General features: G+C 70.8%; 15 protein-coding genes. 6 read left to right on the top strand and 9 right to left on the bottom strand.

Annotated elements, in window-relative coordinates:
• Positions 1–215: ATP-grasp domain-containing protein (locus B0I33_RS17315; protein WP_181193365.1), on the bottom strand; the 215-nt coding region annotated here is incomplete at its 3' end.
• A 279-nt stretch (positions 216–494) separates the two neighbouring features.
• Here B0I33_RS17315 and B0I33_RS17320 point away from each other — a divergent pair.
• Both B0I33_RS17320 and B0I33_RS17325 read left to right on the top strand, forming a co-directional pair.
• Positions 495–1,241 (top strand): GntR family transcriptional regulator, encoded by a 747-nt coding sequence (locus tag B0I33_RS17320; RefSeq protein ID WP_106179853.1) that lies wholly within the window; start codon positions 495–497, stop codon positions 1,239–1,241.
• A gap of 127 nt (positions 1,242–1,368) precedes the next feature.
• Positions 1,369–1,557, top strand: a complete 189-nt coding sequence (locus B0I33_RS17325; RefSeq protein ID WP_106179854.1) for a hypothetical protein — start codon at positions 1,369–1,371, stop codon at positions 1,555–1,557.
• A 47-nt stretch (positions 1,558–1,604) separates the two neighbouring features.
• Here the strand turns inward: B0I33_RS17325 and B0I33_RS17330 are convergent, their stop codons facing one another.
• The 7 genes from B0I33_RS17330 to B0I33_RS17360 all read right to left on the bottom strand — a co-directional run bounded on the left by B0I33_RS17330 (position 1,605) and on the right by B0I33_RS17360 (position 10,397).
• Positions 1,605–2,609 carry a TerC family protein gene (locus B0I33_RS17330; protein WP_106179855.1) on the bottom strand — a complete coding sequence of 335 codons (1,005 nt, stop codon included), beginning with the start codon at positions 2,607–2,609 and terminating at the stop codon, positions 1,605–1,607.
• 98 nt (positions 2,610–2,707) lie between these two features.
• Complete coding sequence (locus B0I33_RS17335) at positions 2,708–3,313, bottom strand: hypothetical protein (protein WP_219927207.1); 606 nt, start codon at positions 3,311–3,313, stop codon at positions 2,708–2,710.
• Complete coding sequence (locus tag B0I33_RS17340; RefSeq protein ID WP_106179856.1) at positions 3,314–4,720, bottom strand: Nramp family divalent metal transporter; 1,407 nt, start codon at positions 4,718–4,720, stop codon at positions 3,314–3,316.
• A gap of 200 nt (positions 4,721–4,920) precedes the next feature.
• Complete coding sequence (locus tag B0I33_RS17345) at positions 4,921–7,056, bottom strand: acetate--CoA ligase family protein (protein ID WP_106179857.1); 2,136 nt, start codon at positions 7,054–7,056, stop codon at positions 4,921–4,923.
• 3 nt (positions 7,057–7,059) lie between these two features.
• Positions 7,060–8,289, bottom strand: a complete 1,230-nt coding sequence (frc, locus tag B0I33_RS17350; RefSeq protein WP_106179858.1) for a formyl-CoA transferase — start codon at positions 8,287–8,289, stop codon at positions 7,060–7,062.
• 12 nt (positions 8,290–8,301) lie between these two features.
• Positions 8,302–10,032 carry a thiamine pyrophosphate-binding protein gene (locus B0I33_RS17355; RefSeq protein WP_106180150.1) on the bottom strand — a complete coding sequence of 577 codons (1,731 nt, stop codon included), beginning with the start codon at positions 10,030–10,032 and terminating at the stop codon, positions 8,302–8,304.
• A gap of 119 nt (positions 10,033–10,151) precedes the next feature.
• Positions 10,152–10,397, bottom strand: coding sequence for a DUF6457 domain-containing protein (locus B0I33_RS17360; RefSeq protein ID WP_106179859.1), 246 nt, complete (start codon positions 10,395–10,397; stop codon positions 10,152–10,154).
• Between the two features lie 163 nt (positions 10,398–10,560).
• Here B0I33_RS17360 and B0I33_RS17365 point away from each other — a divergent pair, with 163 nt between their 5' ends.
• Together B0I33_RS17365 and B0I33_RS17370 are read left to right on the top strand one after the other, a co-directional pair.
• A complete protein-coding gene (locus B0I33_RS17365; protein WP_106179860.1) occupies positions 10,561–11,571 on the top strand; it encodes a 2-dehydropantoate 2-reductase in 1,011 nt (336 codons plus the stop codon).
• Complete coding sequence (locus B0I33_RS17370; RefSeq protein WP_245900775.1) at positions 11,568–13,118, top strand: aldehyde dehydrogenase family protein; 1,551 nt, start codon at positions 11,568–11,570, stop codon at positions 13,116–13,118. Before B0I33_RS17365 ends, B0I33_RS17370 begins: the two co-directional genes overlap by 4 nt.
• 144 nt (positions 13,119–13,262) lie before the next feature.
• Here B0I33_RS17370 and B0I33_RS17375 read toward each other — a convergent pair whose 3' ends face one another.
• The gene (locus tag B0I33_RS17375) at positions 13,263–14,585 is read right to left on the bottom strand and encodes a DUF349 domain-containing protein (protein WP_106179861.1); all 1,323 of its coding nucleotides are present in this window, start codon (positions 14,583–14,585) and stop codon (positions 13,263–13,265) included.
• Between the two features lie 167 nt (positions 14,586–14,752).
• On the opposite strand from B0I33_RS17375, the gene B0I33_RS17380 reads away from it, so the two are divergent.
• Positions 14,753–15,460, top strand: coding sequence for a class III extradiol dioxygenase subunit B-like domain-containing protein (locus B0I33_RS17380; RefSeq protein ID WP_106179862.1), 708 nt, complete (start codon positions 14,753–14,755; stop codon positions 15,458–15,460).
• Positions 15,457–16,368, top strand: coding sequence for a tRNA (adenosine(37)-N6)-dimethylallyltransferase MiaA (gene miaA, locus B0I33_RS17385; RefSeq protein ID WP_106180152.1), 912 nt, complete (start codon positions 15,457–15,459; stop codon positions 16,366–16,368). Before B0I33_RS17380 ends, miaA begins: the two co-directional genes overlap by 4 nt.
• Position 16,369: the final 1 nt, after the last annotated feature.

Raw genomic sequence — 16,369 nt, forward strand, 5'->3', positions numbered from 1 at the left:
TCAGCCCGCTCCCGAGCCTCAACCGGATCCTGCGCCAGCTTCACCCCACCGGCCTTACCCCGGCCACCCGTCTTCACCTGAGCCTTGACCACGACGCGGCCGAGCCGCTCGGAGATGGCCGCCGCCTCGTCGGGCGTCCCGGCCACCTGGCCGTCGAGCACGGGAACGCCGTGCGCGGCGAAGAGGTCCCTCGCCTGGTACTCGTACAGATCCAACTCCGCCACCCTTCTCCCCGGCGACGCCGGTGTGTCGCAACTGACATCGTCACCAGCGTGAGCATACAGTATTCTGTATGCAGAAGTCGAGGTTTGGCGACCTCGGGGGACGTCTATTCCTCGGCCGAATGGACAAGAGAACAGGGTCAAATGTCACTCGCTGTAGTGACAGGCATCACCGGGTACGGGTTTATCGCTCATTGTATGCTGTAGGCAGTCGACCAACTGCCGACGCACGTGGCCGGTGACGCACGGGCCGCCCGACATTTGGAGTAAAACATGCCGTCGACCGAGTTGCCGCAGCAGACGTCTGCCCGACGTATCGATCGACCGGTTCCCCTGCGTGAGCGTGTCTACCAGGCCATGCAGGAGCTGATCATCTCGCGGCAGCTCGCACCGGGCCAGCACCTCGTCGAGAGCGAGCTCGCCGAGATGCTCGGCGTGTCGCGGCAGCCGATCCGCGAGGCGTTGCAGCTGCTCAACTCCGAGGGCTGGGTGGACCTGCGGCCCGGTTACGGTGCGTTCGTCCACGCGCCCACCGACGCGGAGGTCGACCAGCTGCTCGCCGTCCGGGCGGTGCTCGAGGGCGAGTCGGCCCGGCTGGCCGCGCTGAACGCCGACGCGGACGGGATCGCCCGGTTGCGCAAGCTCTGCGCCGAGGGCGAGGCGGCGCTCGCGTCCGACGACGTCGACGGCATGGTCGCCGCCAACGCGGAACTGCACCGCTGTGTCACCGAGCTCTCCGGCAACCGGGTGCTCCTGGACTTCGTGTCCCAGGTGGACCGGCGCGTGCGGTGGTACTACACGCCGATCGCCCGCAATCGCGGCGCCCGGTCGTGGGAGGAGCACGGCAGGCTGGTCGACGCCATCGAACGCGGTGACGCGGAGACGGCCGCCCAGATCATGCGCGAGCACACCGAACGTACCCGGCATTCCTACCTGGAGCAGCGGGCGGAGAACCCCGAACCGGACGAGCAGCCGGCCCAGGTACGGACCCGACGGCGCCGGGCCGCACCCCGCGTCTAGCGACCCGTTCCCCCGGCTCCGGCCCCGCGACGAGGCGAGGGCCGTGAGTCGCTGATGCCCGCACACACCTGCCGGCGACGACGCCGGCAGGCACGAATGAACACGTCCACGAGGAGGTGAATGAGTGATGCGCACCTGGAAGCAGTTCCTGAAGTCGCTGGCCGACAAGCCGCGTGGCTTCAACGCCGACGGCCGGATGGTCGGCGTCGGCCTGGCCACGGCGCAGGACCAGGCCCGGCAGCGGGCCACCGCGGAGGTCGAGGACTTCCTGCGGGGCCGCGCCGCCGAGCCGCGTCGTACCACGACGTCGTCCTGACGCCGCCAGAGTGGGTGATGGAGGGCTGAACTGCCGACGAAGCCAGTTCAGTCCGCCTGCGCCCCGGCGACGTCCCGCTCGTCGAGCTCCGGTTCCTCCGCGGCACGCCGGGCGTCCCGGCGGGACTTGAGGAGGCTGGCGACCGTCGTGACGGCCAGCGTGCCCACGATGAACCCGAGCGAGGCGAGGATCGGGACCTCCGGGGCCCAGGAGACCCCGTGGTGGTGCAGGGTTTCGGAGATCAGCTTGAGACCGATGAAGCCCAGCACCACGGCCAGCCCGACGCTGAGGTAGACGAGCCGGTCGAGCAGGCCGCCGAGCAGGAAGAACAGCTGCCGCAAGCCCATCAACGCGAACGCGTTCGCGGTGAACACCAGGTACGGCTCCTTGGTGAGGCCGAAGATCGCGGGAATGGAGTCCAGCGCGAACAACAGGTCGGTGGTGCCGATGGCGATCATGACGATGAGCATCGGCGTGACGAGGCGCCGCCCGTCGATGCGGGTGGTGAGCTTCGCCCCGTCGTAGGAGTCCGTCGCCGGGAGGAAGCGCTTGGCCAGCCGCAGGGCCGCGTTCTCCTTGAACTCGTCCTCGTCGTCGTTGGAGTGGGCGAGCAGTTTCCACGCCGTGTAGAGCAGGAAGGCGCCGAAGACGTAGAACAGCCAGTCGAACCTGCTGATCGCCTCGGCGCCGACGGCGATGAACACGCCGCGCAGCAGCAGCGCGATCACGATGCCGATGAGCAGCACCTTCTGCCGGTACTCCCGGGGCACCAGGAAGCTCGACATGATGATCACGAAGACGAAGAGGTTGTCCACCGACAGCGAGTACTCCGTGATCCATCCGGCGAAGAACTCGCCGCCGTACCGCGGTCCCGCGAACACCAGCACGCCGACGCCGAACAGCACGGCGAGCGAGACGTAGCACGACACCCAGATGACGCACTCGCGCATCGACGGATGCCGTGGGTTCCGGGAGACCAGGTAGAAGTCGAAACAGATCAGGGCGCAGAGGCTGGTGACGGTCACCAGCCAGGCCCATACGGGGATGTTCATCGTCGATCTCACTCCAGGGCGAACTGGCAGTGAAGGCCACCTTCACTGCGGTGAGCGCAGCGAAGGTGGCCTTCACTGCGGGAGGCGGTCGGCGGTGATCAGCGTGGCGCGGCCTTGGCCTTGGCCTTGGCCTTGGCCTTGCCACCCGGTGCGGGCCGCGCGGCCGGGTCCCGCTGCTGCCTGCGGGCCCGCCTGCGCGCCTCCCGCTGCTCGAAGACGCGCTTGGCGTGGGCGGCGTAGGCGGAGTACACGTCCGCGGCCACGGGGTTGCGCGGTGCGACCCGCCGCCACCAGCGCGGCGCCAGGCGCTCGTGCAGCCACAGGAACCCGATGGCGAAGCCCGCGCTGACCAGCCCCTGGTAGGCGAGGAAGCCGAGCGGGTCGGGTGGCAGGCCCGGTTCGCCGACCAGGATCAGCCGCGACAGCACCTCGTGCAGCACCCGGGCCAGCGGGAACCCCACCAGCCAGAACAGCGCCGCGGGGGCGAACCCGCCGATCCGGACCTTGCGATGGGCGGCGAGCAGGCCGTACCCGCCGCCCAACAGGGCCAGCGGGAGACCCAGGGTCAGCATGCTCACCAGCGCCCAGCCGGTGGGCTGGCCGACGAGACCGGCCAGCCCACCGGCGACCGCGCCGGCGATGAGTCCTACGACGAACCCGGGAAGGGCGAGTTCGCCGAGCCGGAGCAGGCGTGTCGTGTCCATCTAGCTCACGACCACGCCGAACCGGGCCAGGCTGTAGAACAGCATGCCGAGGTAGAACACCGCACCGAAGCCGATGATGGCGTTCTGCCACCACTTCGGACGGATCGGCTTGGGCAGCATCCGGTTGTTCACCAGCAGCAGGACGACGCAGTACGCGCCCATGGCGAACGTGGACAGGAACGCGAGGATGTCGAGCACACCCGCGGGCCCGTCCGCCGGACCGAACAGCAGGATCAGGATGCCGAAAACGATCACACCCCAGAGGAACCCGGCGTAGAGGTGCGACATCTTGAAGCGGCGCGCGCCCTTGACGAAGAAGTACGTCATGTCCGCCTGTCCCCGGGAGAACGAGTCGAACAGGCCGAGCGTCGCGTTGAGACCGATCAGCGCGATGAAACCGAAGAACAGGCCGCCGAGGACCGGTCCGCCGACCGCGGCGAACGAGTCGGACATGGCGGACAGGGCCGCGTCCCGGTCACCGCCCTCGATCAGCGTCTTGACGTTCGGGTTCTCCCGTGCCGCCGCCTGCGCGAGCACGGTGAACGAGATCGTCACCAGCATCGTGATGCCCCAGAAGAGCAGCAGCGCGTCGAAGGTGACCCAGCGCCGCCAGCCCTTCCACTTCTTCATCTCGTCGGCGTCGTCGGTGTCGAACATGAAGCCACGAGCGGGCATCTCCTCCTGCTCACCCGCGTGCCGCAGACCGCGGATCTTCGGCACGTGGGCGCCCATGCCCGCGCCGCTGTCCCGCAGGTGGAGCGTGTACCACATCTGCTGCATGCCGGACGGGCCCGCGAACGCGATCGAGCCCACCACGATCGGGAACCACGTGCTGGACAGGGCCTCGGACGGGAAGTAGCCGAAGGCGAACATGCCGGTCAGCGTGCTCGTCAGGTCCGACCAGCTGCCGACGAGTGACGCGATGATCGCTGTGCCCACCACCAGCACACCGATCAGCACCGACAGCACGTTCTCCAGCAGGTCGTAGATCACCCTGGCGAGGCTGAACACGACACCCACGAGCACGAGCCCCACGCACGCGGTGACCAGCCACGGTATGCCGGTGATCTCCTCGAACGCCGCGGCTCCGGCCGAGAGGTGCCCTGGCCAGATGTAGACGAGTATCGCCACGATGAAGAAGAACCACATCATCGGTTTGAACACGCGTGCGGCGCCCGCGAAGATGCTCTCGCCGGTGGCCATCGCGTACCTGGCCATCTCCAGCATGACCATGGCCTGCAACGTGACACCGATGAGGAACAGCCACCGGATCTCGGGGCCGAACACCAGGACGAGCCTGGGCCACATGTAGGACTCGCCCATGCCGACACCCAGCGCGACCAGGAAGACCGTCGGGCCCAGCAGGTGGATGGCGGGTGGTGCTTCCGGCAGCTTGCGGATCGGCATGGGATCGAGCCGGCCGGCTCGCCACACCCGTTCTGATTCGCCCGTACCGGCCCCGGCGTCGCCGCCGGGGGACCCCGAGACGGGAACTTTCGAAGAATCCACCATTGGACCTCCAGTTTTCGATGTGGCTGCCCCCTGTGAGCTGGTGGATGGTCGTGGGCGGGGAACGGTGTTCTAGCACGTTCCCCGCCCGACGGCCATCAGCCGAGCAGGCCGGCCGCCCTCGCCCAGTGGTACTTGGCGCCGAGGACGGCGACCGGCCGTTCGGTGGTGTACGGGTACGCGACGATCCGGTGCTCGAACAGGTAGTCGCTGGCCTTCTCGACCTCGGTGTCGCCGGCCAGCGACGCCACGACCGGCTTGTCGATGCCCTTCGCGCGGGCCTCCTCCACCACGCGGGCGGTGAGCTCCGCGAACACCATCGGCGGCGTCACGATCGTGTGCCAGTAGCCCAGGATCAGCGCGTGGATGCGGGGATCCTCCAGGCCGAGGCGGATCGTCGCCTCGTACGTCGAAGGCGGCTCGCCACCGGTGATGTCGATCGGGTTGCCCGCCGCGCCGAACGGCGGGATGTAGCGCCGGAACGCCTCGTCGAGGTCGGGTGGGATGTCCATCAGGGACAGTCCGGCCTCCACACAAGCGTCGGACAGCAGCACGCCCGAGCCGCCCGCCCCGGTGATGATCACGACGTTCTCGCCCTGCGGGGTCGGCAGCAGCGGCAGGCCGCGCGCGTACTCCAGCATCTCGTTCAGTCCCGGCGCGCGGACCACGCCCGCCTGGCGCAGGATGTCGTCGTACACCTTGTCGTCGCCGGCGAGCGCACCGGTGTGCGAGCTGGCGGCGCGGGCACCGAGCGCCGTGCGGCCCGCCTTGAGCACCACGACCGGCTTCTTCTTCGTCATCCGCTTCGCGGTCTCGACGAACGCCCTGCCGTCCTTGAGGTCCTCCAGGTGCATCGCGACGGCCTGCGTGTTGTCGTCCTGCTCGAAGTACGTCAGCAGGTCGTCCTCGTCCACATCGGACTTGTTGCCGAGGCCGACGATGGCCGAGACACCCATCTTGCTGGTCCTGGCGAAGCCCAGGATCGCCATGCCGATGCCGCCGCTCTGGGAGGTGAGCGCGACGCCGCCCTTCACGTCGTAGGGCGTGCAGAACGTGGCGCACAGGTTCTGCGGCGTGTAGTAGTAGCCGTAGATGTTCGGGCCGAGCATCCGGATGCCGTAGCGGCGGGCGATGTCCACGATCTCCTCCTGGAGCTCGTGGTTGCCGGTCTCGGCGAAGCCGGACGGGATCATCACGGCGGCGGACACGCCCTTCTCGCCGCACGCGGTGAGCGAGTCGGGCACGAACTTGGCCGGGATCGCGAACACCGCGACGTCGACCTCGCCGGGGATGTCGGTGACCGACGCGTAGGACTTGCGCCCGAGGACCTCGTCGGCCTTCGGGTTGATCGGGTAGATCTCGCCTTGGTAGCCGCCGTTGATCAGGTTCTTCATCACCGAGTTGCCGATCTTGCCCTCCTGTTCGGAGGCGCCGACGACGGCGACCGACCTCGGGTTCATCAGCCGGTCCATCACCCGCAGGATCTCCTCCTGCGACGGCCGCACCGGCTCGCTCACCTCGCCCGTCTCCACCAGGATCCGGATGTCGGCGGCCATCGCCCCGCTCGCGGAGGCGAAGACCGGGTTGAGGTCGAACTCGCGGATCTCCGGGAAGTCGGTGACCAGCTGCGAGACCCGCTGGATGGTGGCGGCGAGCGCGGCGGCGTCCGCGGGCTCGGCGCCGCGGGCGCCCTTGAGCACCTCGGCGGCCTCGATGCCGTCGAGCATCGAACGCGCCTCGGCCTCGTCCAGGGGCGCCAGCCGGAACGTCACGTCCTTGAGCACTTCGACGAGGACGCCGCCGAGGCCGAAGGCGACGACCTTGCCGAACGTCGGGTCGGTGGTGGCGCCGATGATGACCTCGTGGCCGCCGCTCACCATCTCCTGGACCTGGACGCCGGTGATGGCCGCGTCGGCCTGGTACGCCCTGGCGTTGGCGACGATCTTGTCGAACGCCTCCCTGGCCTGGTCCGGTCCCTCGACGCCGACCACGACGCCTCCGGCCTCGGTCTTGTGCAGGATGTCCGGGGACACGATCTTGCAGACCACGGCCTTGCCGATCTCGCCGGCCAGCCTGGCCGCCTCGTCGGCGGTGGTGGCCAGGCCCTCGCGCGGGGTGGGAATGCCGTAGGCGTCGGCGACCCGCTTGCCCTCGGGCGCGGTCAGCGCGTCCCTGCCCTCCGCGCGGACCTTGTCCAGGACCTCGCGGACGGCGGCCTTGTCCGGTGCAGCCATGCCTCAGATCACTCCATTCGCCTTGAGCTCGGCGAACCGGGCCTCGTCCAGGCCGAGCTCGCGCACGTAGATGTCCTCGTTGTGCTCACCCAGCAGCGGGGAGCGGTGGACGTCGACACTGGAGTCCGACAGCTTGATCGGGCAGCCGACGGTCTTGAACTCGCCGCGCTGCGGGTGGTCGACGTTCACGACCATCTCGTTGGCCACCAGCGAGGCGTCCTCGATGATCTCCTTCGTGGAAAGCACCGGGCCGCACGGAATGTTGTGTTCGTTGAGCTTCGCGAGCACGTCCCACTTGTTGTGGCCGATGCTCCACTCCTCGATGAGCTGGAACATCTTGTCCAGTTTGTCCAGCCGGGCCTCGGGCGTCGCCCACTCCGGGTCGTCGGCCAGCTCGGGCCTGCCGATGAGCTTGGTGATGGGTTCCCAGCCGACGGGCTGCACGATCACGTAGATGTAGTCGTTGGGTCCGCCGGGCGCGCACTTCACGGCCCAGCCGGGCTGGCCGCCGCCGGACGCGTTGCCGGAGCGCGGGACGGTGTCGCCGAACTCCTCGTTGGGGTACTCGGCGAGCGGGCCGTGGGCGAGCCGCTGCTGGTCGCGCAGCTTGACGCGGCACAGGTTGAGCACCGCGTGCTGCATGGCGACGGAGACGCGCTGGCCGCGCCCGGTGTGCTCGCGCTGGTAGAGGGCGGCGAGAATGCCGGCGACCGTGTGGATCCCGGTGCCGGAGTCGCCGATCTGCGCACCGGTCGCGAGCGGCGGCCCGTCCTCGAACCCGGTGGTGCTCATCGAACCGCCCATCGCCTGCGCCACGACCTCGTAGGCCTTGTAGTGCGTGTAGGGGCCCTCGCCGAAGCCCTTGATCGAGGCGTAGATCAGCCTGGGGTTGATCGCCTGCAGGCGGTCCCAGGTGAAGCCCATCCGGTCGATCGCGCCGGGGCCGAAGTTCTCGGCCAGGATGTCGAACTTCGGCAGCATCTCCGTGAATATCCGCTTGCCCTCTTCGCTCTTCATGTTGAGCGTGATGCTGCGCTTGTTGCAGTTCAGCATCGTGAAGTAGAGACTGTCCACATCGGGCAGATCGCGGAGCTGTTTGCGTGTGATGTCACCGGTCGGCGCCTCGATCTTGACCACGTCCGCGCCAAGCCAGGCCAGGATCTGCGTCGCGGAGGGTCCGGACTGGACGTGCGTCATGTCGAGAACGCGGACACCCTCGAGTGCTTTACCCATGGTGCGAGCCCCTCACTTGTACATGGTCTGGTTCATCGTTCCCGGCGCGTAGACCTCCGGGTCCACCCACACGTTGATCAGTGAGGGCTTGCCGGACTCGCGCGCCCGCTCCAGCGCGGGCCGGATGTCGGCGGGGTCGCGCACATCCTCGCCGTAGCCGCCGAGCATGCGGGCGAACTCGCCGTAGGGGACGTCGCCGAGCGTGTTGCCGACGCGGCCCCGGTCGTCCCCGTACTTCTGGATCTGCCCGTAGCGGATCTGGTTCATCGACGAGTTGTTGCCCACGATCCCGACGAACGGGAGGTCGAAGCGGACCAGCGTCTCGAAGTCCCAGCCGGTGAGGCTGAAAGCGCCGTCACCGAGCAGGCAGACGATCTCCTTGTCGGGACGCGCGTACTTCGCGGCCATGACGAACGGGATGCCGACGCCGAGTGTCCCGAGTGGACCCGGGTCCATCCAGTGGCCGGGTGCCTTCGGCTGCACGACCTGGCCGGAGAAGGTGACGATGTCGCCGCCGTCGCCGATGTAGATCGAGTCCTCGGTGAGGAACTCGTTGATCTCGTGCACCAGCCGGTACGGGTCGATGGGACTGGCGTCCGAGTGCTGGCGGGGCAGCCGCTTCTCGTAGGCCTGGTTCTCGACGGCGCGCAGCTCCTCCAGCCACGCCTTGCGGCCGACGGCCCCGTTGTCGATCCGGCCGGAGGCTGCCTGCGTGACCCCGGAAAGGACCAGGCCCGCGTCACCGACGATGCCGAGGTCGACGTCGCGGTTCTTGCCCACCGTGCGGTAGTCCAGGTCGATCTGCACCACGGTGGCGTCGGGGGAGAGCCGCTTGCCATAGCCCATGCGGAAGTCGAACGGCGTGCCGACGATGATGATCAGGTCGGCGTTCTGGAAGGCGTAGCGCCGGGCCAGCTGCAGGTGGTGGGGGTCCTTCGGCGGGAGCGTGCCGCGGCCGGAGCCGTTCATGAACGCGGGCACGTTGAGCGTGCGGACGAACTCGATGGCCGCGTCGGTGGCGCGGCAGGTCCACACCTGGCTGCCCAGCAGGACACACGGCTTCTCGGCCTGCACCACGAGGTCGGCAAGGCGCTCGATGGCCTCGGGGTCGCCCGCGTTGCGGGTGGACGCGCGGTAGGCGCCCGCCTTCGGGATCCGGGCCCTCTCCACCGGCACCTTGGCGTCCAGCACGTCGCGGGGGATCTCGAGGAACGACGGTCCCGGTGCGCCGTGGTAGCACTCGCGGAACGCCATCGACACGATGTCCGCGACCCGCTCGGTGGCCGGGACACTCGCCGCGAACTTGGTGATCGGGGTCATCATGTCGACGTGCGGCAGGTCCTGCAGTGAGCCCATCTTGTGCTGGCTGAGCGAGCCCTGGCCGCCGATGAGCAGCATCGGGCTCTCCGCGCGCAGCGCGTTCGCGACGCCGGTCACCGCGTCGGTGGTGCCCGGTCCCGCGGTGACCACGGCGCAGCCCGGTTTCCCGGTGACGCGGGCGTAGCCGTCGGCCGCGTGCGCGGCCACCTGCTCGTGCCGTACGTCGATGACGTCGATGCCCTCGTCGACGCAGCCGTCGTAGATGTCGATGATGTGGCCGCCGCACAGCGTGAAGATCACGTCGACGCCCTCGGCCTTGAGCGCCTTCGCCACCAGGTGACCACCGGAGATCAGCTGAGGTTCGCCCTCGGTCGCGACCGGCGCGCTCGGCTGGCCGTCGCTTGCCGGTTCTGTCTTGGCCATCTGCCCCATGTGCGTCGTCATCTCCTTAGAACCTGTCCACCACAGTGGCTCTCTGGCTACCGCATACTGCATACCATATGGAGTTATCGTGGACCTCGATCAACGCGTTGTCCAGAGGTTCAGTCGCGCCAGTCGATCCGGGGCCAGCGCTGGGTCAGCTCGCCGAGCCGCCGGGCCGCCTCGGCGGGCGGCAGGCCCCGCGCGACGGCCATTCCGACGAGGTAGACGGTGAGGGGAGCCGCGGGCTTCGCCACCACGCGGCCCACGTCACGGGCCATGGCGAGGACGAGCCCGGGGTCGAGTTCGCCCGGGTCCAGATCCAGGTCCGAGCACAGGGCGGAGGTCCATTCCCGCACGTCGTCCATCGGCGCCTCCCGGCTTCGCACCCGTTGACCGGAGCTCGCCATACCGTATACTGCATACACATTGCTCGCAAGTGAAGTTCTCCGAGGACGCGATCCGTCTCCCCGCTGCGAGCAGGCAATTCGCCATCGAGCTGACGCAAGAACGGCCAAGAACGGAGTCGACGTGAAGGTTGCTGTTCTCGGTGCCGGCGCCATCGGCGCGTATGTCGGCGCCAGCCTCCACCGCGCGGGAGTCGAGGTCTCACTCATCGCCCGCGGCGCCCATCTGCAGGCCATCCGGGAGTCGGGAGTGCGGGTCGAGAGCCCGCGCGGGGACTTCTCGGCGCGGCCCTTCGCCACGGACGACCCGGCCGAGGTCGGCCCCGTCGACCACGTCTTCCTCGGACTCAAGGCCAACCAGTACGCCGCCGCCGGGCCGTTGCTGGACCCGCTGCTGAAGGACGACACCTCGCTGATCGCCGCGCAGAACGGCATCCCGTGGTGGTACTTCCACGGCGTGCCCGGCCCGTTCGAGGGCAAGCGCATCGACAGCGTCGACCCCGGCGGCGCGGTCAGCGCGGTGATGCCGCCGGAGCGGGCCATCGGCTGCGTGGTCTACGCGGCCACGGAGATCGCGGCGCCCGGCGTGATCCGGCACCTCGAGGGCACGCGACTGTCCATCGGGGAGCCCGACGGCACGATCTCCCGCCGCTGCACCGAGTTCTCCCAGGCCATGATCGCGGGCGGGCTCAAGTGCCCCGTCGAGGCCGACCTGCGCAACGACATCTGGGTCAAGCTGATGGGCAACATCGCGTTCAACCCCATCAGCGCGCTCGCCAGGGCCACGATGGCCGCGATCTGCCGGCACGGCGACACCCGCGCGCTCGTGGTGGAGATGATGCGCGAGACGCTCGACGTCGCCGCCGCGCTCGGCGTGCACCCGGACGTGTCGATCGAGCGCAGGCTCGCCGGCGCCGAGCGCACCGGCGAGCACAAGACGTCCACGCTGCAGGACCTGGAGAAGGGCAAGCCGCTCGAGCTGGACGCGCTGCTGAAGGCCGTCGTCGAGCTGGCCGAGCTGGCCGAGGTCGCGGTGCCCACCCTGCGCGTCGTCAACGCCCTCACCGACCTGCTCAACACCGGCGTCAGTGCCACCGCGGCGGCGCCGGCGGCCGCCGCCGGAGGTGGGCGGTGACCCCGGCGGAGCTGATGGTCAAACCGGGCACCGAATGGGCGACGGTGTACGCGCGGGCGCGGGCCGCCGCGCCCGAGGCGTTCGAGGACGACCGGCTGCTCAACTTCTGGGGCGGCCGCTGGCGGCGCGAGGGCACTCCGGTCCCCGCGGTGTCGCCCGTCGACGGCACCGAGATCGCCGGCCCGCCGATGGTCGATGCGGTGGCCGCGGCCAAGGCGGTGCGGGCGAGCCTCAACGAGCACCGCACGTGGTCGTTCGCTCCGCTCACCGAACGCCGCATCCGCATCGCCGCCGCCCTGGACGATCTCGCCGGGCACCGCGACCTGCTCGCGTTGCTGCTGGTGTGGGAGATCGGCAAGACATGGCGGTCCGCGACCGCCGACGTCGACCGCTGCCTCGACGGCGTGCGGTGGTACCTGGAGCAGATCGACGGGATGCTGGCGGACCGCCGCCCGCTGCGCGGGCCGGTCAGCAACATCGCGAGCTGGAACTACCCGATGAGCGTGCTCATGCACGCCATGCTGGTGCAGGCGCTGGCGGGCAACGCCGCGATCGCGAAGGCGCCCACCGACGGCGGGGTGGCCTGCCTGACGCTCGCCACCGCGCTCGCCGCGCGGCACGGCCTGCCGCTGACCCTGATCAGCGGCAGCGGGCCCGAGCTGTCGGCCGCGCTGGTGCGGTCGGACATCATCGGGTGCGTCGCCTTCGTCGGCGGGCGGCACACCGGCGGCGCCGTGGCCGCGGACCTGGTCGCCACCGGCACGCGGCACATCCTCGAACAGGAGGGCCTCAACTGCTGGGGCATCTGGGAGTTCGGCGACTGGGACACGTTCGCCGGGCACGTCCGCGCGTCGTTCGAGTACGGCAAGCAGCGCTGTACCGCCTACCCGAGGTACGTGGTGCAGCGGCGGCTGTTCGACGAGTTCCTCTCCGCGTACCTGCCGGTGGTGCGGGACCTGACGTTCGGGCACCCGCTCGCCGTCGCCGCGCCGGAGGACCCGCTGCCGGAGCTCGACTTCGGCCCGCTCATCAACGACGCCAAGGCCAAGGAGCTGTGCGACACCGTCGCCGACGCCGTCGGCAGGGGAGGAGTCCCGCTGTACCAGGGCGACCTGGCCGCGGGCCGGTTCCTGCCCGGCCAGCAGACGTCGGCGTACTTCGCGCCGGTGGCGATCCTCGACCCGCCGGCCAGCTCGCCGCTGCACCACGCGGAGCCGTTCGGCCCGGTCGACACGATCGTCCTCGTCGACACGGAGGCGGAGCTGCTCTCGGCGATGAACGCGAGCAACGGCGCGCTGGTGGCGTCGCTCGCGTGCGACGACGAGTCGACCGCGCAGCGGCTGGCCGCCGACCTCCGCGCGTTCAAGGTGGGCATCAACCGTCCTCGGTCCCGGGGCGACCGGGACGAGGTCTTCGGCGGGGCGGGAGCGTCCTGGCGCGGGGCGTTCGTCGGCGGCGAGCTGCTCGTGCGCGCCGTGACGGACGGCCCGCCCGGCGAGCGGCTTCCGGGCAACTTCCCCGCCTACACGCTGTACCCGGGCGCATGAACGCGCGCAGGGACCCGCTCGGCCGCGTGCTCGGCACCGTCGTCGGGCCCGCCGCGCGGGACGCGCGAGCCGTGTCCGCCATCTGTGTACGCGTGTCCGCGTCGCACGACGCGGACACGCGTACACTGTCCGCGGACACGCGGGTCAGCGGTCGGCGACGGCCCGCTCGGCGGCCTCCATCCACTCGCGCCACTGGGCGGCCTGCTCCTCGGCCTTCCTGGCGCGCCGCTCGTCGCCCGCCGCGCGCGCCTTCTCCGCCTGGCTCTCCAGCTGCTCGACGCGCTCCCGGAACTGCGCGGCCCTCGCCTGCGCCTCCGGGTCGGTGCGCCGCCACTTCGAGTCCTCGGCGGAGCGCACGCGGTCCTGCACGGCCTTGAGCCTGCCGTCGAGCTCGCGGATGCGCTCGCGGGGAACCTTGCCGATCTCGTCCCAGCGCTCCTGGATCCTGCGCAGCTGCGACTTCGCCGCCTCCAGGTTCGCGGCCGGGTCGATCTTCTCGGCCTCGACCAGCAGCTCCTCCTTGCGCGCGGCGTTCTCGGCGAACTCGGCGTCACGCTCGGAGAACGCCGCGGAACGCCGGGCGAAGAACGCGTCCTGCGCGGCCCGGAACCGCTGCCACAGCTTGTCGTCGGCGTCCTTGGGGGCGCGGCCCGCGGCCTTCCACTCGGCCATGAGCTCCTTGTACCGCCCCGCCGTGGGCCCCCAGTCGGTGGAGTCGGACAGCGACTCGGCCTCCGCGATCAGCTCCTCCTTGCGCTGCTTCGCCGCGGCGCGCTGCTTGTCCAGCTCCGCGAAGTGCGAGCCCCGGCGGCGGTTGAACGACTCCCTGGCCTTGGAGAACCGCTTCCACAGCTCGTCGTCGGTCTTGCGGTCGACGCCCTTGATCGTCTTCCACTCGTCGAGGATGGCCCGCAACCGGTCACCCGCCACCTTCCACTGGGTGGACTCGGCGGCGATCCGCTCCGCCTCCTCGGCGAGCTCCTGCTTCCTGGCGACCGCGGCGGCGCGTGCCTGCTCACGCTCCTCCTTGACCTGCGCCAGCACCCGCTCCGCGTGCGCGATCACGTGCTCCACCCTGGCGCGCAACGCCTCGACGTCGCCGACGACGGCCGCGTCGGCGAGCCCGTCGCGCAGGTGGACGGCACTGCTCAGCGCCTGCTTGGGGTCGCCCGCGCCGGAGGTCAGGCGCGTCTGGAGGAGCTCGACCTCGGTGCGCAGGTCGTCGAAGCGGCGGGCGAAGTGCACGAGCCCCTCCTCCGGCGTGCCCGCCCGCCACTCGCCGACCACCCGCTCCCCGTCCGGGGTGCGCACGTAGACGGTGCCGTCGCTGTCGACCCGGCCCCAGCGCGACGGCTGCGGCTCCGCCGCCGGCACCGGCGGGGCGGCGTGCGCCGCGCCGGCCTGGGCGTGGGGCACCTGGTTCGGCGCCGGGACCTCGGTGCCGTTCGGAGTGTTCTGCTCGGCCATTGCCGGCTCCTTCTACCTGTCGGCCCGCCGTGCGGGCGCCCCGCGCGCGGGCGGGGCCGGGTGTTGCGGTGCGTTTGCCTGGCCGCATTCAAACAGGTCAGCGCGTTTCTCGGTACTCCGTGCCTCGTTCGGTACCACGCCGACCGTGCCGGGTAACCTCGGAACGCGTGATCACGCGAGTGGCCGTGGTACCCCATCCTCCCCTGCTGGTGCCCGAACTGGTGCCCGGCCGGGTCGATTCGACCGGGCCGGTTCGCGAGGCCACGCTGGCCGCCGTCGCCCGGCTCGCGCAGGTCAGCCGTGACTGGGTCGCCGTCGCCGCGGGGGAGGGCGGGCACCGCTTCGGCCCGGAGTCGGCAGGCTCCTTCCGCGGCTACGGGGTCGACGTGCCCGTCACGCTCTCTGCCGGGCACGGTGCCGGTGCGCCCGCCGACCTGCCGCTGCCCGTCCTGGTGGCGGGCTGGCTGCGCGCCCGCGCCGGCGCCGATTCGGTGCGGGTGGAGCCGGTGGCCCCGGCCGCGAGCCCGGCCGAGTGCGCCGAGCTGGGCGCCGAGCTGGCCCGGCGGGACACCGAGACCGGGCTGCTGGTGCTCGGCGACGGCGCGAACTGCCACGGTCCCCGCGCGCCCGGGTTTCAGGACGGGCGCGCCGCCGACTTCGACGCGAAGGTCGCCTCCGCGCTCGCCGGGGCGGACGCCGAGACGCTGCTGGCCCTCGACCCGGACCTCGCCGCCGAGCTCGGCGCGGCCGGGCGGGCGCCGTGGCAGGTGCTGGCCGGGCTCGCGCGGCGGTGGCCGGGCTGGCGGGGTGAACTGCTGTACTCCGCCGCCCCGTTCGGGGTCGCCTACCACGTGGCCGTGTGGGAGCGGCGATGATCCGGCCCGTGGCCGTGGTGGGGCCGACCGCGACCGGCAAGACCGCGCTCGGCGTCGAGGTGGCCCGCGCGCTCGGCGGTGAGGTCGTCAACGCCGACGCCATGCAGCTGTACCGGGGCATGGACATCGGCACCGCGAAGGCCACGCCCGGGGAGCGCAGGGGGGTGCCGCACCACCTGCTCGATGTCCTCGACGTCACCGAGACCGCGTCGGTGGCCGCCTACCAGCGGCAGGCCCGGGAGTGCGTGGAACGGTTGCTCGCGGCGGGCACCGTGCCGGTGCTGGTCGGCGGCTCCGGGCTGTACGTCCAGGCGGTGCTCGACGACCTCCGGTTCCCCGGCACCGATCCGGACGTGCGCGCGGCGCTGCAGGAGGAGGCGGACGAGCGCGGGGCCGGGGCGATGCACGCGCGGCTCGCCGAGCTCGACCCGGCCGCCGCCGAGGCGATCCTGCCGTCCAACGTGCGGCGGATCGTGCGCGCGCTGGAGGTCATCGAGATCACCGGCGAGCCGTTCTCGGCCCACCTGCCCCGCCCCGGCGAGCCGAGGTACGGCACGGTGCTCGTCGGGGTGGACCGCGCCGTGGATGAGCTCGACGAGCGGGTGAACCGCCGGGTCGGCTGGATGTTCCAGGCCGGGCTCGTCGACGAGGTCCGTGAGCTGGAGCGCCGGGGCCTGCGGGAGGGCAGGACCGCGTCGCGTGCGCTCGGCTACCAGCAGGTGCTCGCGGCCCTCGACGCGGGCGGCTCCGAGGACGACCTCGCCGAGGCCGCCGCGGCCACCGCGCGGGCCACGCGGCGCTTCGTGCGCAGGCAGCGCTCGTGGTTCCGGCGCGACGGCCGGATCCGGTGGTTCGACGGCGCGACCGAACGGCTGGCCGACCGGGTGCTCGCCGAGCTCGGCCCGTAAT

The organism is Prauserella shujinwangii (genome assembly GCF_003001955.1).
In the GTDB taxonomy this organism is placed as follows: Bacteria; Actinomycetota; Actinomycetes; order Mycobacteriales; family Pseudonocardiaceae; genus Qaidamihabitans; species Qaidamihabitans shujinwangii.